This is a genomic window from Streptomyces roseofulvus, from assembly GCF_039534915.1.
GTDB classification, from domain to species: Bacteria; Actinomycetota; Actinomycetes; order Streptomycetales; family Streptomycetaceae; genus Streptomyces; species Streptomyces roseofulvus.
The window spans coordinates 6004407-6027341 of sequence record NZ_BAAAWE010000001.1; the positions used below are offsets into that span (position 1 = coordinate 6004407).

At 72.7% G+C, this 22935-nt stretch carries 17 protein-coding genes and 1 riboswitch; of the genes, 12 read left to right on the top strand and 5 right to left on the bottom strand.

The features are described 5' to 3' along the window. Window positions 1–80: 80 nt before the first annotated feature. The 3 genes from ABFY03_RS27770 to ABFY03_RS27780 all read left to right on the top strand — a co-directional run bounded on the left by ABFY03_RS27770 (window position 81) and on the right by ABFY03_RS27780 (window position 3871). Window positions 81–971, top strand: a complete 891-nt coding sequence (locus ABFY03_RS27770; protein ID WP_319008794.1) for a FadR/GntR family transcriptional regulator — start codon at window positions 81–83, stop codon at window positions 969–971. 379 nt (window positions 972–1350) lie between these two features. Beyond that, a complete protein-coding gene (locus tag ABFY03_RS27775) occupies window positions 1351–2904 on the top strand; it encodes an RNA polymerase sigma factor (RefSeq protein ID WP_319008847.1) in 1554 nt (517 codons plus the stop codon). 148 nt (window positions 2905–3052) lie between these two features. Continuing rightward, window positions 3053–3871 (top strand): serine protease, encoded by an 819-nt coding sequence (locus ABFY03_RS27780; protein WP_346171067.1) that lies wholly within the window; start codon window positions 3053–3055, stop codon window positions 3869–3871. Window positions 3872–4019: 148 nt separating this feature from the next. Here ABFY03_RS27780 and ABFY03_RS27785 read toward each other — a convergent pair whose 3' ends face one another. Then, entirely contained in the window at window positions 4020–4250 is a 231-nt protein-coding gene (locus tag ABFY03_RS27785) for a DUF7455 domain-containing protein (RefSeq protein WP_030495106.1), read from the bottom strand. Window positions 4251–4686: 436 nt separating this feature from the next. Between ABFY03_RS27785 and ABFY03_RS27790 the strand changes: the two genes are divergently transcribed. From ABFY03_RS27790 to ABFY03_RS27800, 3 genes are all read left to right on the top strand, one after another. After that, window positions 4687–6804 carry a DNA gyrase/topoisomerase IV subunit B gene (locus tag ABFY03_RS27790; RefSeq protein WP_319008796.1) on the top strand — a complete coding sequence of 706 codons (2118 nt, stop codon included), beginning with the start codon at window positions 4687–4689 and terminating at the stop codon, window positions 6802–6804. Between the two features lie 275 nt (window positions 6805–7079). Beyond that, complete coding sequence (locus ABFY03_RS27795) at window positions 7080–7463, top strand: DUF485 domain-containing protein (protein ID WP_319008848.1); 384 nt, start codon at window positions 7080–7082, stop codon at window positions 7461–7463. After that, window positions 7460–9052, top strand: a complete 1593-nt coding sequence (locus tag ABFY03_RS27800; RefSeq protein WP_319008797.1) for a solute symporter family protein — start codon at window positions 7460–7462, stop codon at window positions 9050–9052. The genes ABFY03_RS27795 and ABFY03_RS27800 overlap by 4 nt, the downstream gene beginning before the upstream one ends. Window positions 9053–9106: 54 nt before the next feature. Here the strand turns inward: ABFY03_RS27800 and ABFY03_RS27805 are convergent, their stop codons facing one another. Both ABFY03_RS27805 and ABFY03_RS27810 read right to left on the bottom strand, forming a co-directional pair. Further along, window positions 9107–9787: a response regulator gene (locus ABFY03_RS27805; RefSeq protein ID WP_319008798.1), complete on the bottom strand. Its 681-nt coding sequence runs from the start codon at window positions 9785–9787 to the stop codon at window positions 9107–9109. Then, entirely contained in the window at window positions 9784–11568 is a 1785-nt protein-coding gene (locus tag ABFY03_RS27810; protein ID WP_346171068.1) for a sensor histidine kinase, read from the bottom strand. The genes ABFY03_RS27805 and ABFY03_RS27810 overlap by 4 nt, the downstream gene beginning before the upstream one ends. A gap of 446 nt (window positions 11569–12014) precedes the next feature. Between ABFY03_RS27810 and ABFY03_RS27815 the strand changes: the two genes are divergently transcribed. Next, on the top strand, window positions 12015–13067 hold the full coding sequence (locus ABFY03_RS27815) for a CobW family GTP-binding protein (protein WP_346171069.1): 1053 nt from the start codon (window positions 12015–12017) through the stop codon (window positions 13065–13067). Window positions 13068–13074: 7 nt separating this feature from the next. On the opposite strand, the gene ABFY03_RS27820 is transcribed toward ABFY03_RS27815, so the two are convergent. Then, complete coding sequence (locus ABFY03_RS27820) at window positions 13075–14604, bottom strand: FAD-dependent monooxygenase (protein ID WP_346171070.1); 1530 nt, start codon at window positions 14602–14604, stop codon at window positions 13075–13077. Window positions 14605–14697: 93 nt separating this feature from the next. On the opposite strand from ABFY03_RS27820, the gene ABFY03_RS27825 reads away from it, so the two are divergent. Continuing rightward, window positions 14698–15363 carry a TetR/AcrR family transcriptional regulator C-terminal domain-containing protein gene (locus tag ABFY03_RS27825; protein WP_319008802.1) on the top strand — a complete coding sequence of 222 codons (666 nt, stop codon included), beginning with the start codon at window positions 14698–14700 and terminating at the stop codon, window positions 15361–15363. A gap of 68 nt (window positions 15364–15431) precedes the next feature. Here the strand turns inward: ABFY03_RS27825 and ABFY03_RS27830 are convergent, their stop codons facing one another. Continuing rightward, the gene (locus tag ABFY03_RS27830) at window positions 15432–17891 is read right to left on the bottom strand and encodes a DNA gyrase/topoisomerase IV subunit A (protein ID WP_319008803.1); all 2460 of its coding nucleotides are present in this window, start codon (window positions 17889–17891) and stop codon (window positions 15432–15434) included. Between the two features lie 181 nt (window positions 17892–18072). Between ABFY03_RS27830 and ABFY03_RS27835 the strand changes: the two genes are divergently transcribed. The 4 genes from ABFY03_RS27835 to ABFY03_RS27850 all read left to right on the top strand — a co-directional run bounded on the left by ABFY03_RS27835 (window position 18073) and on the right by ABFY03_RS27850 (window position 22824). Next, window positions 18073–19419, top strand: coding sequence for a M16 family metallopeptidase (locus ABFY03_RS27835; RefSeq protein WP_346171071.1), 1347 nt, complete (start codon window positions 18073–18075; stop codon window positions 19417–19419). A gap of 26 nt (window positions 19420–19445) precedes the next feature. Continuing rightward, the gene (locus tag ABFY03_RS27840) at window positions 19446–20810 is read left to right on the top strand and encodes a M16 family metallopeptidase (RefSeq protein WP_386723582.1); all 1365 of its coding nucleotides are present in this window, start codon (window positions 19446–19448) and stop codon (window positions 20808–20810) included. Window positions 20811–21008: 198 nt separating this feature from the next. Beyond that, window positions 21009–21170, top strand: a riboswitch (cyclic di-AMP (ydaO/yuaA leader). 8 nt (window positions 21171–21178) lie between these two features. Continuing rightward, window positions 21179–21949, top strand: coding sequence for a M23 family metallopeptidase (locus tag ABFY03_RS27845; RefSeq protein ID WP_346171072.1), 771 nt, complete (start codon window positions 21179–21181; stop codon window positions 21947–21949). Window positions 21950–22140: 191 nt separating this feature from the next. Beyond that, window positions 22141–22824, top strand: coding sequence for a GntR family transcriptional regulator (locus ABFY03_RS27850; protein ID WP_319008807.1), 684 nt, complete (start codon window positions 22141–22143; stop codon window positions 22822–22824). Window positions 22825–22935 lie beyond the last annotated feature (111 nt).

Consider the following 22935-nt stretch of genomic DNA (forward strand, 5'->3'; position numbering starts at 1 on the left):
GTAGCGGGTGCCGATCACCCTTTCGTGTGCTTTTCACCAAAGACCTCAAGGGTCACCGAGGCCACGCCGACAAAGGATGCGTGAGTACCCTTGCGCATACGATGATGACCGCCGCCCGCTCCGTCGACTCCGGCCTCGGCGCCCCGGGCGATCTCGACCGCTACCCCTACGCGGAGGCCCCCGTCGCCGACCGTGTGAGCCCGCCCTCCTGGGAGGGGGTGGACACGGAGCTCGGCCGCGTCGGCCGCCGCACCGCCGGCAGCCGCGGCCGCGGTCTGCACGGCCAGCTCGTCCAGCAGCTCGGCCAGATGATCGTCTCCGGCGACCTCGGCGCGGACCGCCCCCTCGTCCCCGAGGAGATCGGCCAGCGCTTCGAGGTCTCGCGCACCGTCGTGCGCGAGTCCCTCCGCGTCCTGGAGGCCAAGGGCCTGGTCAGCGCCCGCCCCAACGTCGGCACCCGGGTCCGCCCGGTCAGCGACTGGAACCTGCTCGACCCCGACATCATCGAGTGGCGCGCCTTCGGTCCGCAGCGCGACGACCAGCGGCGCGAGCTCAACGAGCTGCGCTGGACCATCGAGCCGCTGGCCGCCCGCCTCGCCGCCGGTCACGGCCGCGAGGACGTGCAGCAGCGCCTCTCCGACATGGTCGAGATCATGGGGCACGCGTACGCGCAGGGTGACGGCATCACCTTCTCCCGGGCCGACGCCGAGTTCCACTCCCTGCTCATCCAGCTCGCCGGCAACCGCATGCTGGAGCACCTCTCCGGCATCGTCGCCGCCGCCCTCCAGGTCTCCGGCGGCCCCGCCACCGGCTGCGACCGCCCCGGCGAGGCCTGCCTGGCGCACCACGCCCGGATCGTCGACGCCCTCGCCGCCGGGGACGCCCTCGGAGCCGAGACCGCCATGCGTCAACTGCTCACGGTTCACCCCGAGGTGGAGCCCCGCGTGGTCCCCGCCCCCCGCGAACACTGATCCGCGGGCCGTGGCCGGAAGCGCACGGGCGCGTACGCAGGGAGAGCCGCCGGATCCGAGCGCGGTCCGGGGAGCCCGGAGGGGTTCCCCGGACCGCGCCAGGGTGCCGGCGGCGCCGAATGTACGCTTGACTCCCTTCCGTCCGGTTCGTCGCGGATGCGGTGTGACTCGGGACACGAAGATTGGGCGTAACACTCCTCCGAGCCGTGCGATGACCTAAGAGGTGACAGCCGAGGAAGGAATACAGCAGCCGGTGCAGGCGCTGTGCAGTTCCCCGGTCCAGCCCGCGCCGTCGGCTCATTCCCCGTCGACGGTCGTCGGCTCCGGCCCGATCCCGGGCGGGGCCGGAAGCCGTTTCCATCGTTCCGAGAGGTTGTTCGTGTCGGCCAGCACATCCCGTACGCTCCCGCCGGAGATCGCCGAGTCCGAGTCTGTGATGGCGCTCATCGAGCGGGGAAAGGCTGATGGGCAGATCGCCGGCGATGACGTGCGTCGGGCCTTCGAGGCTGACCAGATTCCGCCAACCCAGTGGAAGAATGTTCTGCGCAGCCTCAATCAGATCCTCGAGGAAGAGGGTGTGACGCTGATGGTCAGTGCAGCGGAGTCGCCGAAGCGCGCCCGCAAGAGCGCAGCAGCGAAGAGCCCGGCCAAGCGCACCGCCGCCAAGACGACCGTCACCGCCAGGGCGGCGACGGTGACGAGGACCAGCGTCGCGACCGGCTCGACCGCCCCCGCGGCCGAGAGCGCCGACCCGGCCGACGAGGCCGCGTCGCCCGCCAAGAAGGCGGTCGCGAAGAAGGCGGCCGTCAAGAAGACGGCGGCCAAGAAGACCGTCGCCAAGAAGACGGCGGCCAAGAAGACCGCGTCCAAGAAGTCCGACGACGAACTGATCGAGGGCGAGGAGCTGCTCGAGGACGTCGCGCCGGGCAAGGACGAGGAAGAGGCCGAGGGCGAGACCAAGGGCTTCGTGCTGTCCGACGAGGACGAGGACGACGCGCCCGCCCAGCAGGTCGCCGTGGCCGGCGCCACCGCCGACCCGGTCAAGGACTACCTGAAGCAGATCGGCAAGGTCCCCCTGCTCAACGCCGAGCAGGAGGTCGAGCTCGCCAAGCGCATCGAGGCCGGTCTCTTCGCCGAGGACAAGCTCGCGGGCTCGGACAAGATCGCGCCGAAGCTCAAGCGCGAGCTGGAGATCATCGCCGAGGACGGCCGCCGCGCCAAGAACCACCTCCTGGAGGCCAACCTCCGCCTGGTGGTCTCGCTGGCCAAGCGCTACACCGGCCGCGGCATGCTCTTCCTGGACCTGATCCAGGAGGGCAACCTGGGTCTGATCCGCGCGGTCGAGAAGTTCGACTACACCAAGGGCTACAAGTTCTCCACGTACGCCACCTGGTGGATCCGTCAGGCGATCACCCGCGCCATGGCCGACCAGGCCCGCACCATCCGCATCCCGGTGCACATGGTCGAGGTCATCAACAAGCTCGCGCGCGTCCAGCGCCAGATGCTCCAGGACCTGGGCCGCGAGCCCACCCCGGAGGAGCTGGCCAAGGAGCTCGACATGACCCCTGAGAAGGTCATCGAGGTCCAGAAGTACGGCCGCGAGCCGATCTCCCTCCACACCCCCCTGGGTGAGGACGGCGACAGCGAGTTCGGTGACCTCATCGAGGACTCCGAGGCCGTCGTGCCGGCCGACGCGGTCAGCTTCACGCTCCTCCAGGAGCAGCTGCACTCCGTCCTCGACACGCTCTCCGAGCGTGAGGCCGGCGTGGTCTCCATGCGCTTCGGCCTCACCGACGGCCAGCCGAAGACGCTCGACGAGATCGGCAAGGTCTACGGCGTGACCCGCGAGCGGATCCGCCAGATCGAGTCGAAGACGATGTCGAAGCTGCGCCACCCGTCGCGCTCGCAGGTCCTGCGCGACTACCTCGACTGATCTCCCGGTCCGTCCGAGGCGCACAGCAGTGGCCGAAGGGCCCGGTTCCCCGCTCGGGGGCCGGGCCCTTCGGCCGTTCGCGCGTGCAGCGGACCCCTCCGTGCCCGACGCTGGGTGAACGGATATCTGCGGAGAGTCAGGAGGCTCCATGCGTGGTCCCTTCGCGCGAGCGTTGACGGGTGCCCTCGGCCTGGTCACGGCGGTGGCCGGACAGGTGGCCTGGGCCGCCCCGGCCGGCGCGGACAGCGTCGTGGTGGGCGGCAGCCCGGCGGCGATCGCCGCCGCGCCCTGGGTGGTGGCGCTGTCCAGCCGTGACCGGTTCGGAGGTACGCGGGCGGGTCAGTTCTGCGGCGGCGTCGTGGTGGCGCCCACCAAGGTGCTCACCGCCGCGCACTGCCTGGGCCGTGAGGTGCTCGGCGGTGCCCCCTGGCAGCTGCCGGACTTCTCGGTGATCGCGGGCCGGGCGGCGCTGCGCGGACAGGGCGGGCAGGAGGTGCGGATCGCGGACACCTGGGTGAACCCGGACTACGACCCGTCGACCAACGCGGGCGACCTCGCCGTGCTGACCCTCGCCGAGGCACTGCCGCAGTCCTACGTGATCAAGGTGGCGGCGCGCGGGGACGCGGCCGAGGCTCCGGGGACGGCGGCCGACGTGTACGGCTGGGGCGACACGACCGGGAACGGGAGCTACGCCTCCTCGCTCCGCTCGGCGCCCGTCCAGGTCCTCCCGGACGCGGCCTGCGAGCAGGCGTACCCGCGCGGCTTCGGAGTCTCGTACCGGAAGGCGTCCATGCTCTGCGCCGGCGACCCCAGGGGCGGCCGGGACGCCTGCCAGGGAGACAGCGGCGGGCCGCTGGTCGCCAAGGGGGTGCTGATCGGGCTGGTGTCCTGGGGGAGCGGCTGCGGGCAGGCGGAGAACCCCGGGGTCTACACGCGGGTCTCCACGGTGTTGCCTGAGCGGATCTGAGCCGTTGCCCGGCCGGATCTGAGCCGCAGGGGCCCTCGTAGGGTGCCCGGGCGGTACGAGAACGGGCGGTCACCCCCTGGTCGAGGGGGTGACCGCCCGTCGTCCGGCCGTCAGCGACCGGCCCTGAGCTCGTCGTGGTTGCGCGGCGTCAGTGCTCGTCGCCCACCGTGCGGGCCGGCACGTCGGTCAGCCGGTCCGTCTCATCCTGTATCTCAACGGCGATCTTCTTGAGTTCCGGCTCGAACTTGCGACCGTGGTGGGCGCAGAAGAGCAAGTCACCTCCGCTGGCCAGGACGACACGCAGGTAAGCCTGGGCGCCGCAGCGGTCGCAGCGGTCAGCGGCCGTCAGGGGGCTCGCGGGGGTCAGAACAGTAGTCACGTCGCCTCTTCTCTAGCTCGACGAGCTGTCGTACCAGGGTCAACATCCAACCAGGCCGAAAACGTTCCCGCTCGTGGCTTTTCCTTGAAACTTTTTCCCAAGGTGGCTGTCTGCTGCCGGTTGGCGGCGAATGAGCCGTATTGCGTCGCTCTACGGGTTTCGCGTTGCTGTGGTGTGTCGGTCGTCCTCCCGGCGGGGTTGCCGGTTGTTCATGAGGACGTGCCCGGAGCCTAGATGGTTCATGCCTGGAAGGGAACGTGATGTTCGCGTCACCCCTTCGAGGGATCGAACACCCATGCGACTCTGGACTAGCATGAGGAAACCGGGAGGGTGGCGTTTCAGCGGCCCCACCAGGCATCGGTACCCTCTGAGCGGTGAGCGACGCCGGTACTCACCCCATCGGGCAAGATTTCAAATTCAGCGAGGAGCGAACCGCGTGACCGCCGAAACGTCCGTGCCGTCCAGTGCGCTGCTGACCGCAGACCGTGACGGTTCCAACTACACCGCGCGGCACCTGCTCGTCCTCGAAGGGCTCGAAGCGGTCCGCAAGCGTCCCGGAATGTACATCGGGTCCACGGACAGCCGTGGCCTGATGCACTGCCTCTGGGAGATCATCGACAACTCGGTCGACGAGGCCCTGGGCGGCTACTGCGACCACATCGACGTCATCCTCCACGACGACGGGTCCGTCGAGGTCCGGGACAACGGCCGAGGCATCCCGGTCGACGTCGAGCCCAAGACCGGTCTCTCCGGCGTCGAGGTCGTCATGACCAAGCTGCACGCCGGCGGAAAGTTCGGCGGCGGCTCGTACGCGGCCTCCGGCGGTCTGCACGGCGTCGGCGCCTCCGTGGTCAACGCGCTCTCGGCGCGCCTCGACGTCGAGGTCGACCGGAACGGCGCCACGCACGCGATCAGCTTCCGGCGCGGTGTCCCGGGCATCTTCACCGAGCAGGGCCCGGACAGCCCCTTCGACCCGGCGAGCGGGCTGATCAAGGGCAAGCGGGTGCCGAAGACCCGCACCGGCACCCGGGTCCGCTACTGGGCCGACCGGCAGATCTTCCTCAAGGACGCCAAGCTCGCCCTGGAGACGCTGCACCAGCGCGCCCGCCAGACCGCCTTCCTCGTGCCCGGTCTCACCATCGTCGTCCGCGACGAGCGGGACCTGGAGGGCATCGGCAAGAGCGAGGAGGTCTTCCGCTTCGACGGCGGCATCAGCGAGTTCTGCGAGTACCTGGCGCAGGACAAGGCCGTCTGCGACGTGCTGCGCCTCACCGGCCAGGGCACGTTCAAGGAGACCGTCCCCGTCCTGGACGACCGCGGCCACATGACCCCCACCGAGGTCACCCGTGAGCTCGGTGTGGACGTCGCCCTGCGCTGGGGCACCGGGTACGACACCACCGTCCGGTCCTTCGTGAACATCATCGCCACCCCCAAGGGCGGCACCCACGTCTCCGGCTTCGAGCAGGCCGTCACCAAGAGCGTGAACGAGGTGCTGCGCTCGGCCAAGCTGCTGCGGGTCGCCGAGGACGACATCGTCAAGGACGACGCCCTGGAGGGCCTGACCGCCGTCGTCACGGTCCGCCTCGCCGAGCCGCAGTTCGAGGGCCAGACCAAGGAGGTGCTCGGCACCTCGGCCGCCCGCCGCATCGTGAGCACCGTGGTCGCCCGCGAGCTCAAGGCGTTCCTGACCTCCACCAAGCGGGACGCCAAGGCCCAGGCCCGCGCCGTCCTGGAGAAGGCCGTCGCCGCGGCGCGCACCCGGATCGCCGCCCGCCAGCACAAGGACGCGCAGCGCCGGAAGACGGCTCTGGAGTCGTCCTCGCTGCCGGCCAAGCTGGCCGACTGCCGCAGCGACGACGTCGAGCGCAGCGAGCTCTTCATCGTCGAGGGAGACTCCGCGCTCGGCACCGCCAAGCTCGCCCGCAACAGCGAGTTCCAGGCCCTGCTGCCGATCCGCGGCAAGATCCTCAACGTCCAGAAGTCGTCCGTCTCGGACATGCTCAAGAACGCCGAGTGCGGCGCGATCATCCAGGTCATAGGAGCGGGCTCCGGCCGCACCTTCGACATCGACGCGGCCCGCTACGGCAAGGTCATCATGATGACCGACGCCGACGTCGACGGCTCGCACATCCGGACGCTGCTGCTGACCCTCTTCCAGCGCTACATGCGCCCGATGGTCGAGGCCGGGCGGGTCTTCGCCGCCGTGCCGCCGCTGCACCGGATCGAGCTGGTCCAGCCCAAGAAGGGCCAGGACAAGTACGTGTACACGTACTCCGACAACGAGCTGCGGCAGACGCTCCTGGAGTTCCAGCGCAAGGGGGTCCGCTACAAGGACGCCATCCAGCGCTACAAGGGCCTCGGCGAGATGGACGCCGACCAGCTCGCGGAGACCACGATGGACCCGCGCCACCGCACCCTGCGCCGGATCAACATCGGCGACCTGGACGCGGCCGAGACGGTCTTCGACCTGCTGATGGGCAACGACGTGGCGCCCCGCAAGGAGTTCATCACCAGCTCCGCGGCGACGCTCGACCGCTCGCGCATCGACGCCTGAGCCGTCCGCCGCTCTCCGCCGAACCGGCCCGGCCCCCGCTCCCGCGGGGGCCGGGCCGGTTCGGCGTCCATACGCATATCGGCCCGGTCCGGTCAGGCACCGGACCGAAGAGTCACCTGATGGGGTGAAGACCGGAGGGAGAAGAGTCCGGGATCTGCCCACTCTGTCCATCCTTGGGCACGCGGCCGAAACGGTTCGCTGACAAGGAGAGTTGACCGGTGGAACAACTGGACGAACAGGAACGCGCGGGGGCGCGGTACGAGGGGCCGGGCGGAATCCCGCCGGAGCTGCCGCGCCGGCGGTACGACGAGGCCGCGCAGCCGCTGCCCGGGGCGGCCGGGATCTACCTGGAGGTCCAGCGCAGCCCCGCCTTCCAGGAGGTACGGCGCCGCTACCGCCGGTTCGCCTTCCCCGCGACGCTCGCCTTCCTCGTCTGGTACCTCGCCTATGTGGTCGCCGCCACCGCCGCCCCCGGCCTGATGGCCCGGCCGGTGGCCGGGGCGGTCAACGTGGCGATGATCGCCGGCCTCGGCCAGTTCCTCACCACCTTCCTCCTCACCTGGGCCTACGCCCGGCACGCGCGGCTGCGCCGGGACCGGGCCGCGCTCGAACTGCGCTGGGACACCCAGGAGATGACGAGAGGAGCCGGCCAGTGGTGACCGGAGACCACCAGACGCTCGCCCTGCTGCTCTTCAGCCTCTTCGTCGCCGTGACCCTCGCCATCACCACCTGGGTCAGCCGCAACCGGCACGGATCCGCCGAGGAGTTCTACGCGGGCGGCCGGCTCTTCTCGCCGATGGAGAACGGGTTCGCCATCGCGGGCGACTACATGTCCGCCGCCTCCTTCCTCGGCATCTCGGGCCTCATCGCCCTCTACGGCTACGACGGCATGCTCTACTCGGTCGGCTTCCTCGTCGCCTGGCTGGTGGTGCTCCTCCTCGTCGCCGAACTCGTCCGCAACTGCGGCCGGTTCACCCTCGCCGACGTCGTCGCCGCGCGGATGGCCGAACGACCGGTGCGGATCGCGGCCGGCACCTCCTCGGTGGCCGTCTCCGTGCTCTACCTGGTGGCCCAGATGGTGGGCGCCGGCAGCCTGGTGGCCCTCCTCCTCGGCGGCACCGGCGAGGCGGCGCGCACCTGGACCGTCGTCGGCGTCGGCGCGCTGATGGTGATCTACGTGTCCCTCGGCGGGATGCGGGCCACCACCTGGATCCAGATCGTCAAGGCGGTGCTGCTGATGGCCGGCACCGTCGCGCTCACCGTCCTCGTCCTGGTCCGCTTCCACGGCGACGTGAACAGCCTGCTCAGCACCGCCGCCGAGCGCAGCGGGCACGGCACCGCCTTCCTCGGCCCCGGACTGCGGTACGGCGGCGACTGGACCGCCCGGCTGGACTTCATCAGCCTCGGCCTCGCGCTCGTCCTCGGCACGGCGGGCCTGCCGCACATCCTGTCCCGCTTCTACACCGTGCCCACCGCGCGCGCCGCCCGCCGCTCGGTCGTCTGGTCCATCGGCCTCATCGGCGGCTTCTACCTGATGACCATCGTCCTCGGCTTCGGCGCCGCCGCGATCATCGGCTCCGCCGAGGTCCGCGCCTCCAACGCCTCCGGGAACACGGCCGTCCCGCTGCTCGCCCTCGACCTCGGCGGCGGGGCGGGCTCGACCGGCGGCACCGTGCTCTTCGCGGTCGTCGCGGCCGTCGCCTTCGCGACCATCCTCGCCGTCGTCGCCGGGATCACCCTGGCGTCCTCCGCCTCCGTCGCCCACGACCTGTACGCCTCGCTGCGCCGGTCCGGCGGGAGGCAGTACGGCGAGGTCACGGTGGCGCGGGTGGCCGCCGCCGTCATCGGCGCCGCCGCGATCGGGCTCGGGCTGCTCGCCCGCGACCTCAACGTGGCCTTCCTCGTCGGACTCGCCTTCGCGGTGGCCGCCTCGGCCAACCTGCCGGTGCTGCTGTACTCGCTGTTCTGGCGCCGGTTCACCACCCGGGGCGCGGTCTGGTCGGTCTACGGCGGACTCGTCCCGGCGGTGCTCCTGGTGGTGTTCTCGCCGGTCGTCTCGGGCAGCCCCGAGGCGCTCTTCCCGGGAGTGGACTTCCACGTCTTCCCGCTGCAGAACCCCGGCGTGGTCTCCATCCCGCTCGGCTTCCTGGCCGGCTGGCTCGGCACGGTCGCCTCGCCCGAGCCGCCGGACGAGGCGCGGCACGCCGAGACCGAGGTGCGGGCGCTCACCGGCGCGGGCGCCGCCTGACGCCGCCGAGATCGCGGGTGCGGGACACCAGGAGATCGGGGCGGCCCCGGGGACTCAGCGGGACGAGACCCAGGTGTAGCGGTGCTCGGGGCGGCCGGTCTCGCCGTACCGGAGGGAGAGGCGGACGCGCCCGGTCCGTTCGAGCAGCTTGAGGTAGCGCTGGGCGGTCTGGCGGCTGACGCCGGTCCGCTCGGCGAGCTCCTGGGTGGAGAGCGGGCCGGCGGCGGCCAGCAGCGCCTGGCGGACCAGTTCGGCCGTCGTCGGCGAGTGCCCCTTGGGCAGGTCGGGGGCGACGGTGCCGGCCGCCAGGGTGCCGAAGATCCGGTCGACCTCGGCCTGTTCCGCCTCGCCGCCGCTCTCCAGGGCGCGGCGGAGGGCCGCGTACGCCTCCAGCTTGGCCCGCAGGCCGGCGAAGTTGAACGGCTTGACCAGGTACTGGAGGGCGCCGTGCCGCATCGCAGCCTGGACGGTCGCCACGTCCCGGGCGGCCGTCACCATGATCACGTCGCACTGGTGGCCGCGGGCCCGCAGCTCGCGGATGGCGGCGAGGCCGTTCTCGTCGGGGAGGTAGTGGTCGAGGAGGACGAGGTCCACCGGCCGTCCGTCGAGGACGGCGAGGGCCTCCGCGGTGGAGTGGGCGGTGGCCGCGACCCGGAAGCCGGGCAGCTTGGTCACGTACGCGGCGTTCACCCTCGCCACCCGGATGTCGTCGTCGACGACGAGCACGTCGATCATCGGGACGGCTCCTCGGCCGGGGCCGGGGCCGGGTCCGGGTCCGGGTCCGGGGCGAGGGTCGCGGCCGGGTCCGGGGCCGGGGGCGAGTCCGGCTCCGCCGGTGGGGTCGGTCCTGCCGGTGCCGGAGGGGTGGGCGGGGCCGGAGGGGCCGGTTCCGTGAGGGCGTCCGGCAGGACCACCGTGAACTCCGCGCCGCCGGCCGGGCCGGCCGTCACGCGCGCGGTGCCGCCGCGCCGCTCGGCGAGGCGCCGGACGAGCGCCAGCCCGAGGCCGCGCCTGCCGTGGGAGGGCGGCTCCTTGGTCGTCCATCCCTCGGTGAAGATCAGCTGCCTGCGGTCCTCGGGGACGCCGGGGCCGCTGTCGGCGACCCGCAGGACCACCGTCCGCCCGTCAGCGCGCAGCGTCACCTCGACCCGGGCGTCCGGGTTGCCGGCGGCGGCGTCCAGGGCGTTGTCGACGAGGTTGCCGACGACGGTGACGAGTTCGCGCGGGTCCACCAGCCGGTCGGGGAGCAGGGAGTCGGGGGCGATCCGCAGCGAGACCCCGCGCTCGGCCGCGACCGTCGCCTTGCCGACCAGCAGCGCCGCCAGCAGCGGGTCGTGGACCTTCTCGGTCACCTGCTCGGCGGTGGCCCGGTGCACCCCGACGACCTCGGTGACGAAGTCGGCGGCCTCGTCGTACAGCTCCAGTTCCAGCAGGCCGAGGAGGGTGTGGAGGCGGTTGGCGTGCTCGTGGTCCTGGGCGCGCAGGGCGTCGATCAGGCCGCGGGTCGAGTCCAGCTCCCGGCCCAGCCGCTCCAGTTCGGTGCGGTCGCGGAGGGTGGCCACCGCGCCGCCGTCGTCCGTCGGCATCCGGTTGGCGATCAGCACCCGGTGCCCCTGGACGGTCACCAGGTCGGCCCCGGTGACCCGGCCGGTCAGCACGTCCGCCGTACGGCCCGGGCCGAGCAGCGCGTCGAGCGGGCGCCCGGCAGCCTCGGGGCCGAGGCCGAGCAGCCGCTGCGCCTCGTCGTTGAGGAGCCGTACGGAGCCCCTGCGGTCCAGCGCCACCACGCCCTCGCGGATGCCGTGCAGCATCGCCTCACGCTCGGCGAGCAGCGCCGAGATGTCGGAGAAGGCCAGGTCACGGGTCTGCCGCTGGATCCGTCGGGAGATCAGGTACGCGGCGAGCGCGCCGGCCGCGAGCGCGCCGCCCGCGTAGGCCAGGAGGCCGGGGATCGCGGAGAGCAGCCGGTCGCGGACGCTGTCGTACTCGATGCCGACGGAGACCGCGCCGACGATCCCGCCGTCGGCGTTCCGCAGCGGGGCCTTGCCGCGCGCGGAGCGGCCCAGGGTGCCGCTGTCGATCTCCATGACCTCGCGGCCCGCGAGGACCTCGCTCGGGTCGGTGGAGACGATCCGGCCGATCTGGACGGGGTCGGGGTGCGACCAGCGCACCCCGCGCGTGTCCATGACGACCACGTACTCGGCGCCGGTCGCCGCCCGGACCCGTTCCGCCTCGCGCTGCACCGGTCCCGTCGCCGACGGCGGCCCGCCGGCCAGGTCGGCGGCCGTACGGGAGGAGGCCATGGTCTCCGCGATGGCCAGCGCCCGCCGCATGGCCTGGTCGTCCAGCTGGGCGCTCAGCGGGGCCAGGAAGAACCCGGTGGCCAGCACGGTGACGCCGGTGGCGACGGCCAGCTGCATCAGCAGCACCTGCGAGAACACCCGACGCGGCCACCCCAGCCGGCGCCGCCGGCGCACGGCCGGCGGCGCGGAGGGGATCGATCCGGTGCTGCCCATGCCCGAAACGGTACGGGGACGGCGGCGGCGACCGGAAATGCGGGGGCCGCCGGGTGCGGGGGCCGCCGGGTCGGGCGCGGGGGAGGGGGTTGGGATGCGGGGGCGAGCCCGGGTCGGGCACGAGGTCGCGGTCGGGGCGGTCGGGCAGGGTCCGGGCCGGGGCCGGGGGCCGGGGGCCGGGGCCGGTGGTGGGGTGCGGGGCCGAGGCGGTACGAGACCGGGGTTGGGTTGCGGCGTCGGGTCGGGCGCGGGGCCGGGGTCGGGAGCGGTCGGCGTGGGGTCGGTGGTCCGGGGTGGGCGGCGCTCGTGGGTGTCCGCGCGCGGGGGAGCCGTTCCGTCGGGGGCGGGCTGCCTATCCTGGGTGCCGGTCCGGGCGGTTCCGGGGCGCGGCCGCGCCCTGCCCTCCGGTCCAGGTCCCGTTCTCGTCCCGGCGAAAGGCTTGTTTCTTGAGCGCGCAGCAGATCCCCGTCGTCGTCCTCGCCGGGTTTCTCGGGGCCGGGAAGACCACGCTCCTGAACCATCTGCTGCGCAGTGCCCGCGGGACCCGGATCGGGGTCATGGTCAACGACTTCGGTGACATCGGCATCGACGCGATGACGGTGGCCGGGCAGGTCGGGTCCACGGTCTCCCTCGGCAACGGGTGTCTGTGCTGCGCGGTGGACGCGAGCGAGCTGGACGAGTACCTGGAGGTCCTGACCCGGCCGGAGCTGCGGCTGGACGTGATCGTCATCGAGGCCAGCGGTCTCGCCGAGCCGCAGGAGCTGGTCCGGATGGTGCTCGCCAGCGAGAACCGGCGGATCGTCTACGGCGGTCTGGTCGAGGTGGTCGACGCCGCCGAGTTCGGCGCCACCCGCCAGCGGCACCCCGAGACCGACCGGCATCTCGCCCTCGCCGACCTCGTCGTCGTCAACAAGGCCGACCGGGTGCCCGAGGAGGAGCTGCGGAGCGTCCGGGAGGCCGTCGCCGGGCTCGCGGGCCGGGCCGCGGTGATCGAGGCGGCGCACGGCCGGATCGATCCCGAGCTGCTCTTCGACCGGGTCGTCCCGAACGACGAGATCGCCGGCCAGATGTCGATCGAGGACATCCTCTACGGCGACGAGGACGGGCACGCGCACGTGCACGCCGCCTACGACACCGTCTCCCTGGCCACGGCGGTCCCGCTGCACCCGCGGCGTCTGATGGCCTTCCTGGACTCCCGCCCCGAGGGCCTGTACCGGCTCAAGGGCTTCGTGGACTTCGGCGCCGCCGACCCCGACCACCGGTACGCGGTCCACGCGGTCGGCCGCTTCCTGCGCTTCTACCCGGAGCCCTGGCCGGCCGGCCAGGAGCGCCTCTCGCAGCTGGTCCTGATCGGCTCCGGCGTCGACGCGGCCGCTCTCCGCAAGGAGCTCGCCGCCTGCGAGCTGGACGGACCCGGGGACGTCCCGGACGAGCACTCCATGTGGGGCGTCCTCCGGTACGTGCCGCGGGGTGACGAGCCGGAGGCGGAGGAGGCGTGACCGCGCCTCAGGCCGGTCTGCCCGCCGGTGCCAGGCCGACCGCCGTCAGGTAGGCGTCGAGGCCCGCGTCGGCGCGGTCGCCCGCCCAGCCCACGTACCCGTCCGGGCGGATCAGAAGGACGCCCGTGCCGTACGGTCCGCCCGGCGCCGTCAGCCGGGCGGTGCGGACCTGCTCCGGGAGCGCCGCGGGAGGTTCGGCGTCGCCGGCCGTGAGCAGGGTGAAGTGCGGGCCCCGGAAGAGGTCGAAGAGCCGTCCCTCGCCGTGCCGGCCGTCCGGCGCGCGGTCGCCCGCGCGCAGGGCGTCCTCCGAGGTCTCCGGGCGGGTGTCGACCGCGAGGGCCGAGTCCCGGTAGCCGAGGTCGAGCTGTTGGACGTCCTTGCCGCGCTGGGTGGCCTCGCCGTCGGCGGTGGCCCGGTGGAGCCGGGTGCTGAGCCCCAGGACGTCCGCCGCGACGGGGCGGCGCTCGGCCTCGTAGCTGTCGAGGAGCGCGGCCGGTGCCCCGTGGAGCAGGACCTGGGCGAGCTTCCAGCCGAGGTTGTAGGCGTCCTGGACGCCCGTGTTGAGGCCCTGGCCGCCGGCGGGGGAGTGGACGTGGGCGGCGTCGCCCGCGAGGAAGACCCTGCCCTCCCGGAAGCGGTCCGCCAGCGCCGCCCTGGCGCGGTAGTCGGACGCCCACGGCACGTCCGTGATCCGGTCCCCGTCCAGCGGGGTCCGGGCGGCGAGCAGCGCGCGGACGCCCGCCGGGGTCGTGTCCACCTCGGCCGTCCGGTCCTCGAAGATGGCGGCGAGCTGGAAGAGGGTGTCGTCGCCGGGCAGCGGGCAGAGCGCCACGCCGCCGTCCGGCGCCCGCCACACGTGCCAGTGGTCCCGGTCTGCCACCGTCCCCGGAACGATCCGCACGTCCGCGACGAGCATCGGGCGCGGGTCCACGGTCTCGCCGGTCATGCCGACGCCGAGCGCTCGGCGGACCGTGGAGCGGCCCCCGTCGGCGCCGACCAGATAGGCGGCCCGGACCGTCTCGCCGGTGCTCAGCTCCACCGCCACGCCCGCGTGGTCCTGGCGGAGGCCGGTGAGGGCCGTGCCGAACCGGACGCCGCCGCCGAGCGCCGTGAGCCGCTCGTACAGCAGCTCCTGGGTCCGGGACTGCGGGATCAGCAGGGTGTTCGCGTACGGCACCTGCTCGGTGGGTTCCGAGCGCGGCACCATGTCCCACTCGCCCCGCCGCTCGGTGCCCTCCCAGGCCAGCATGCGGGGGTACGGTCCGCCCGCCGCCAGTACCCCGGGCAGGACGCCGAGGTCGTCCAGGACCTCCAGGCTGCGCGGCTGGAGTCCCTTGCCGCGCGAGCCGGGGAAGAGCCCGTCCGCCCGCTCCAGGAGGAGCGTGCGGACGCCCCGGCGGGCGAGGTCGAGGGCGAGGACGAGCCCTGTGGGCCCGGCCCCGCTGATGACGACGTCCGTGTCCCTGCGCCCGGTCCCGCTACCGGCGCTGTCCCTGTCCCTGTCCCTGTCCCTGTCCCCGTCGTTGTCCGCAGACATGGGTGACCGCCTCCCGTCCTTAACGCTGTTAAGTGCCGACCCTCGAAGGATCCCCTTAACGGCGTTAAGGAGTCAAGGGGATACCGTGACGGGGTGGCGACGAAGAAGACGACCAAGCTGGACCCGAGCACGGTGGCGGAGACCGCGCTGCGGCTGCTCAACGAACGCGGCCTGGAAGGGCTCACCCTCCGCGCCATCGCCCAGGAGCTGCACGTCCAGGCCCCCGCCCTGTACTGGCACTTCAAGAACAAGCAGGCCCTGCTCGACGAGATGGCCACCGTCATGTACCGGCGGATGGTCGCCGAGCCGGAGGCCCGCCCCGCCGCCGGGCAGGGCTGGCAGGAGCTGATGCTCGCCGCCAACCGGGGGCTGCGCGCCGGACTGCTGCGCTACCGCGACGGCGCCAAGGTCTACAGCGGCGCCCGCTTCACCGGCACCGACCACGCCCAGGACATGGAGCTTCAGCTCGGCGCCCTGATCGACGCCGGATTCACGCTGCGCGAGGCGGTGCGGGCCAGCACCACGGCGTACATGTACACCCTCGGGTTCGTCACCGAGGAGCAGGGCATCGAGCCCCTCCCCGGCGAGCCCCGGGAGGGCTTCGACATCGACGAGCGCGCCCGGCGCCTCGCCGCGTACCCGCTCGCGGCGGCGGCCGGCGCGGAGCTCTTCTCCGGCTACGACGAGCGCTTCGAGGAGGGGCTGCGGCTGATCGTCGCCGGGATCGAGACGGTGTACGCCCCCGGCGCGCGCGCCTGAACCCGGCGACGACGAAGCCCCCGCTCCGGTCGGGAACGGGGGCTTCTCGCGCGTACGGGGGTCGGCGGCTAGCTCGCCGGGCCCGCCACCACGTCCACCGGCTTCGGCAGCGGGGTGCCCGAGCCGTCGCGGCGCGGGTCCGGCTCCGGCAGCTCGACCGGCGTGCCGTTCTTCTGCGCGGCACGGGCCGGCAGGGCGCCCGCCCAGGCCAGGACCAGTGCGTCCTCGCCCTTCAGGAAGCGCTGGCAGCGCACGCCGCCGGTCGCCCGGCCCTTGCGCGGGTACTGGTCGAACGGGGTCAGCTTCGCCGAGGTCGCCGCGGCGCCGCCCAGCGTGCCGCTCGCCCCCGCCACCGTGAACACGGCCGCGTCCGCCGCCGGGTCCACCGCGGCGAAGCAGAGCACCTCCGCGCCGGCCGCCAGCTTGATGCCCGCCATGCCGCCGGCCGGGCGGCCCTGCGGCCGCACCTGGCTCGCCGGGTAGCGCAGCAGCTGCGCGTCGGAGGTGATGAAGACCAGGTCCTCCTCGCCCGTCCGCAGCTCGGTCGCGCCGACGATCCGGTCACCGTCCTTGAGGGTGATGACCTCCAGCTCGTCCTTGTTCGCCGGATAGTCCGGCACCACCCGCTTGACCACGCCCTGCAGGGTGCCGAGCGCCAGACCGGGCGAGGACTCGTCCAGGGTGGTCAGGCAGACCACCGTCTCGTCCGCCTCCAGGGACAGGAACTCGCTCAGCGGCGCGCCGCCCGCCAGATTCGGCGCGGCGACCGTGTCCGGCAGCTGCGGCAGGTCGATCACGGCCAGCCGCAGCAGCCGGCCCGCGGAGGTCACCGCGCCCACGTCGCCGCGCTGGGTGGCCGCCACCGACGAGACGATGACGTCGTGCTTGGCCCGCTTGGCGTCCGCCTCGGCCGGCGGCAGCTCCGCCGAGACCGTCCGGGCGAGCAGCCCGGTCGAGGAGAGCAGCACCCGGCACGGGTCGTCCGCGACCTCCAGCGGGACGGCCGAGACGGGCGCGCCCGCCGACTCCAGGAGGACCGTCCGCCGGTCGGTGGCGAACTTCTTCGCGACCGCGGCCAGCTCCGCCGAGACCAGCTTGCGCAGCTCGGAGTCGGACTCCAGGATCCCGGTCAGTTCGTCGATCTCGCCGGTCAGCCGGTCCCGCTCGGTCTCCAGCTCCAGGCGGTCGAACTTGGTGAGCCGGCGCAGCGGGGTGTCCAGGATGTACTGGGTCTGGACCTCGCTCAGCGAGAAGCGCTCCATCAGGCGCTCCTTCGCCTGCGCCGAGTTCTCGCTCTCCCGGATGAGCCGGATGACCTCGTCGATGTCGAGGAGGGCGACCAGCAGGCCCTCGACCAGGTGGAGCCGGTCGCGCTTCTTGCCGCGGCGGAACTCGGAGCGGCGGCGGACCACCTCGAAGCGGTGGTCGAGGTAGACCTCCAGGAGCTCCTTGAGGCCGAGGGTGAGCGGCTGGCCGTCCACCAGGGCCACGTTGTTGATGCCGAAGGACTCCTCCATCGGCGTCAGCTTGTAGAGCTGCTCCAGGACGGCCTCGGGCACGAAGCCGTTCTTGATCTCGATGACCAGGCGGAGCCCGTGGGCCCGGTCGGTGAGGTCCTTGACGTCGGCGATGCCCTGGAGCTTCTTCGAGCCGACCAGGTCCTTGATCTTGGAGATGACCTTCTCGGGGCCGACCGTGAAGGGCAGTTCGGTGACGACGATGCCCTTGCGGCGGGCCGTCACCGTCTCCACCGACGTGGTGGCGCGGATCTTGAAGGTGCCGCGGCCCGACTCGTACGCGTCCCGGATGCCGTTCAGGCCGACGATCCGGCCGCCGGTCGGCAGGTCGGGGCCGGGCACGAAGCGCATCAGCGCGTCCAGGTCCGCGTTCGGGTACCGGATCAGGTGGCGGGCGGCCGCGATCACCTCGCCGAGGTTGTGCGGCGGCATGTTGGTCGCCATGCCGACCGCGATGCCGGAGGCGCCGTTCACCAGCAGGTTCGGGTACGCGGCGGGGAGCGCGACCGGCTCCTGCTCCTGGCCGTCGTAGTTGGGCGCGAAGTCGACCGTGTCCTCGTCGATGGACTCGGTCATCAGCAGCGCGGCCGGGGCCATCCGCGACTCGGTGTACCGCATCGCGGCCGGCGGGTCGTCGTTGCCCAGCGAGCCGAAGTTGCCGTGGCCGTCGACCAGCGGCACGCGCATGGAGAAGGGCTGCGCCATGCGGACCATGGCGTCGTAGATCGAGGCGTCGCCGTGCGGGTGCAGCTTGCCCATCACCTCGCCGACCACGCGGGCGCACTTGACGAACCCGCGGTCCGGGCGGAGGCCCATCTCGTTCATCTGGTAGACGATGCGCCGCTGTACCGGCTTCATGCCGTCGCGGGCGTCGGGCAGCGCGCGCGAGTAGATGACCGAGTAGGCGTACTCGAGGAAGGAGCCCTGCATCTCGTCGACGACGTCGATGTCGAGGATCCTCTCCTCGTACGCGTCGTCCGGCGGCGGTGTCTTCGTGCTGCGGCGGGCCATCGCGGCTGCGGCTCCTTCTCCGACAAAGCTTGATCTGACGCGGACCATTGTGGACCGTGCCACCGACAGCGCGGACCGCGACCCGGACGAGGGACATCTCCGGGGTCGGGGAACTTCGCCAGGTGTCGGCGCGCTTGCATACAGTGGCAGGACTTTTCGTACCGCGATCGAAGGGACGTACATGCCCATGGGTCACACGGCCACGGCCGAGGCCGGCTCCGGCGGCCTGACAGCGACCGAGCACCGGCTGGCGAACGGCCTGAGGGTGGTGCTCTCGGAGGACCACCTGACCCCGGTCGCCGCGGTCTGCCTCTGGTACGACGTCGGCTCGCGCCACGAGGTCGCGGGCCGCACCGGCCTCGCCCACCTCTTCGAGCACCTGATGTTCCAGGGCTCGAAGCAGGTCCACGGCAACGGGCACTTCGAGCTCGTCCAGGCCGCGGGCGGCTCGCTCAACGGCACGACGAGCTTCGAGCGCACCAACTACTTCGAGACCATGCCCGCCCACCAGCTGGAGCTCGCGCTCTGGCTGGAGGCCGACCGGATGGGCTCGCTGCTCGCCGCCCTCGACGACGAGTCGATGGAGAACCAGCGCGACGTCGTGAAGAACGAGCGCCGCCAGCGGTACGACAACGTGCCGTACGGCACCGCCTTCGAGAAGCTCACCGCGCTCGCGTACCCCGAGGGCCACCCGTACCACCACACCCCCATCGGCTCGATGGCGGACCTGGACGCGGCCACCCTGGAGGACGCGCGGACCTTCTTCCGCACCTACTACGCGCCCAACAACGCGGTGCTGTCGGTCGTCGGCGACATCGACCCGGAGCAGACGCTCGCCTGGGTCGAGAAGTACTTCGGCTCCATCCCCGGCCACGACGGCAAGCCCGCCCCGCGCGACGGCGCCCTCCCGGACGTCATCGGCGAGCAGCTGCGCGAGGTCGTCGTCGAGGAGGTCCCGGCCCGCGCCCTGATGGCCGCCTACCGGCTGCCCGAGGACGGCACGCGCGCGTGCGACGCCGCCGACCTCGCCCTCACCGTGCTCGGCGGCGGCGAGTCCTCCCGCCTGCACAACCGGCTGGTCCGCCGCGACCGCACGGCCGTCGCCGCCGGCTTCGGTCTGCTCCGGCTCGCCGGCGCCCCGTCGCTCGGCTGGCTCGACGTCAAGACGTCCGGCGGCGTCGAGGTCCCCGCCATCGAGGCCGCCGTCGACGAGGAGCTCGCCCGCTTCGCCGCCGAGGGCCCGACCGCCGAGGAGATGGAGCGCGCCCAGGCCCAGCTGGAGCGCGAATGGCTCGACCGGCTCGGCACGGTCGCCGGCCGCGCGGACGAACTGTGCCGGTTCGCCGTGCTGTTCGGCGACCCGCAGCTCGCCCTGACCGCCGTCGACCGGGTCCTCGCGGTCACCGCCGACGAGGTCCGCGAGGTGGCCGCGGCCCGGCTCCGCCCCGACAACCGGGCGGTGCTGGTGTACGAGCCGGCGGAGACCGGCGCCGAAGACAGCGACGAGGAAGAGGGAGCGGACCAGTGACGGACACCGCCCAGCCCCTGACCAGCATGGAGTTCCACCCGCAGCCGCAGGCCGGCCAGGCCAGGCCGTGGGCCTTCCCGGCCCCCGAGCGCGGCACGCTCGACAACGGGCTGACCGTGCTGCGCTGCCACCGTCCCGGCCAGCAGGTCGTCGCCGTCGAGATCTTCTTCGACGCGCCGCTGGACGCCGAGCCCGAGGGCCTCGACGGCGTCGCCACCATCATGGCGCGCGCCCTCTCCGAGGGGACCACCGAGCGCGGCGCCGAGGAGTTCGCGGCCGAGCTGGAGCGCTGCGGCGCCTCCCTCGACGCCCACGCGGACCACCCCGGCGTCCGGGTCTCCCTGGAGGTCCCGGTCTCCCGCCTCCCCAAGGCCCTCGCGCTCGTCTCCGAGGCCCTGACCTCCCCGGCCTTCGACGCCGACGAGGTCAAGCGCCTGGTCGCCAACCGGCTCGACGAGATCCCGCACGAGGCGGCCAACCCGAACCGCCGCGCGGCCAAGCAGCTCTACAAGGAGCTCTTCCCGGCCGGCACCCGGCTGTCCCGGCCGCGCCAGGGCACCGAGGAGACGGTGGAGGCCATCGACGCCGCCGCCGTCCGCGCCTTCTACGACGCCCACCTGCGTCCCTCGGCCGCCACCGCGGTCGTCGTCGGCGACCTCACCGGCGTCGACCTGGACGCGGTCCTCGCCGACACGCTCGGCCGCTGGACCGGCGAGCCGGCCGCGCCGCGCCCGATGCAGCCGATCACCGCCGACGACACCGGACGGGTCGTCATCGTCGACCGCCCCGGCGCCGTCCAGACCCAGCTGCTCATCGGCCGGATCGGACCGGACCGCCACGACGCCGTCTGGGCCGCGCAGGTCCTCGGCGTCTACTGCCTCGGCGGCACCCTGACGTCCCGTCTGGACGCCGTCCTGCGCGAGGAGAAGGGGTACACGTACGGCGTGCGCGCCTTCGGGCAGGTGCTCCGCTCGGACGGCGAGGGGCACGGCGCCTCGCTGCTCGCCATCAGCGGCTCGGTCGACACCCCGAACACCGGCCCCGCACTGGAGGACCTGTGGAAGGTGCTCCGCACGCTGGCCGAGGGCGGATTGACCGACGCCGAGCGGGACGTCGCGGTGCAGAACCTGGTGGGCGTGGCCCCGCTCAAGTACGAGACGGCGGCCTCGGTCGCCGGGACCCTCTCCGACCAGGTCGAGCAGCATCTGCCCGACGACTACCAGGCCCGGCTGTACGCGCGCCTCGCCGAGACCGGCACGGTCGAGGCCACGGCCGCCGTCGTCAGCGCCTTCCCGGTGGACCGGCTGGTCACCGTGCTGGTGGGCGACGCCGCGCAGATCGAGGAGCCCGTGCGGGCCCTCGGCATCGGCGAGGTGACCGTGGTGAGCTGACGCTCCGTCGGCCCCGGGCGGAGGTCTCCGATGCGGTGAAGCATCGGAGACCTCCGCTTTGTCCGTTATGGCGTTAAGTGTGATCGTATGACCTGTGGCATGTCTTACAAAAGGGCGCGTCTGTTTGGCGATCGCCATCCGTCCGGCCTAGCGTCGATCCGGCTGTCCGGCCGACGCACGCGCCGCATCCGCGGCACCGGACAGTCATCGCCGAGTCCCCGTCAGGCGCGAGCCTGGGGAGCCGGGGACCCATGCAGTCCCTGGGGTGAATCGGACGCCTTCGCCCGCGCGGAGGGGCCCGTAGGAGACCTTCCTGCTCCGAACCCGTCAGCTAACCCGGTAGGCGAGAAGGAAGGAAAGGAACCGTCTTGGCGTTCACCCGTGCCACCGGGAAGCATCGTGGTGCGAGCCGACTGGCTCGCCGCAGCGCCGGCATCGCCGGCGTGGCCGCCCTCGCCGCCACCGGCGTCGTCGGCACCCTCGCCTCTCCGGCGCTCGCCGCCGACACGGACGACCGTTCCGCCGAGGACACCGGCCTCATGAAGGTGATCGCCGACGAGTCCATCGCCGACCAGATCAACGCGCAGGCCGCCGCCCAGGAGCAGGAGGCCGCCGAGGCCGAGGCCCGGGCCAAGGCGCGCGCCGAGGCGAAGCGCAAGGCCGAGGCCCGCGCGAAGGAGATCCGCGAGGCCGAGGAGCGCGCCGCCCGCGAGGCCGAGCGCCGCCGGCTCGCCTCCTTCAACCTCCCGGTCGCCGGCTCGTACGTCTCCACCGGCTACAAGACCGGTGGCTCCCTCTGGTCCTCCGGCAGCCACTCCGGCGTCGACTTCCACGCCGCCTACGGCAGCTCGGTCGTCTCCGTCGGCTCCGGCACCGTCGTCGAGGCCGGCTGGGGCGGCGCGTACGGCAACAACATCGTGATCCGGATGAACGACGGCACGTACACCCAGTACGGCCACCTGTCGTCCATCGGCGTCTACGTCGGCCAGTCCGTCGAGCCCGGCCAGCAGATCGGCGTCTCCGGCTCGACCGGCAACTCGACCGGCCCGCACCTCCACTTCGAGGCCCGGACCACCGCCGAGTACGGCTCCGACATCAACCCCGTCGCGTACCTCCGCGCCCGCGGTGTCAGCCTCTGACCCGCCACCCCGCTCCGAAACGGCCCCGGCTCCCACGAGCCGGGGCCTTTTCGTCGCTCCGCGTCCGGTACGCCCGCTGCCGTGAACCGGCCGAATTCCGAGGGGGCATCGGAATTTCCGGCGCACTGCAATAGAGTCGCGGAAGAAGCCGCTCGAATTCGGGGCGCGCGGAGCGAATACGGAGGTCGGACATGCGGGTTCCCGCGCAATCGGTATGCACGGCGATCCGGGACGACATCGTCTCGGGGGTCTTCGAGCGCGGCAGCCGGCTCACCGAGGAACAGCTCGCCCGCCGCTACGGCGTCTCCCGCGTCCCGGTCCGCGAGGCCCTGCGCACCCTGGAGTCCGAGGGCTTCGTGGTGAGCCGCCGGCACGCGGGCGCCCATGTCGCCGAGCCCACCGACCAGGAGGCCGCCGACCTCCTCGACGTACGGGCGCTGCTCGAACCGCTCGGCGCCGCCCGGGCGGCCCAGCGGCGCACCGACGCCCACCTCAAGGTGCTGCGCGGCCTGGTCAGGCTGGGGCAGGAGCGGGCCCGCAGGGGGCAGGGGGAGGATCTGCGGGCGCTGGGCGGCTGGTTCCACGAGACGCTCGCGCAGGCGTCCGGCAGTCCCGCTCTGGCCGTCCTCCTCACCCAGCTGCGCCACAAGATCGCCTGGATGTACACGGTGGACCAGCCGGACCGGCCGGTCGACGCCTGGGCCGAGCACGGGGCGATCGTCGACGCCATCGCGCGCGGGGACGCCGAGCGGGCCCGCGCGCTGACCGCCCTGCACGCCGAACACGCGCTGCCGCTGCACCGGCTGAAAAGGCCGGAGCGCGGCCGTGTGAGGGTTTCGCAACATGCCGTCAACACGGCGAGCGTCCGGAATTAACACGGGCGCCGTATACAAAGAATAGCAATTCCGGGGCCTCTTTCGTGCTGCCCGGAAAGGGGAATTCCGGAGTTCCGGAAATGCCGGACGGCCGTGTCCGCCGGGAATTCC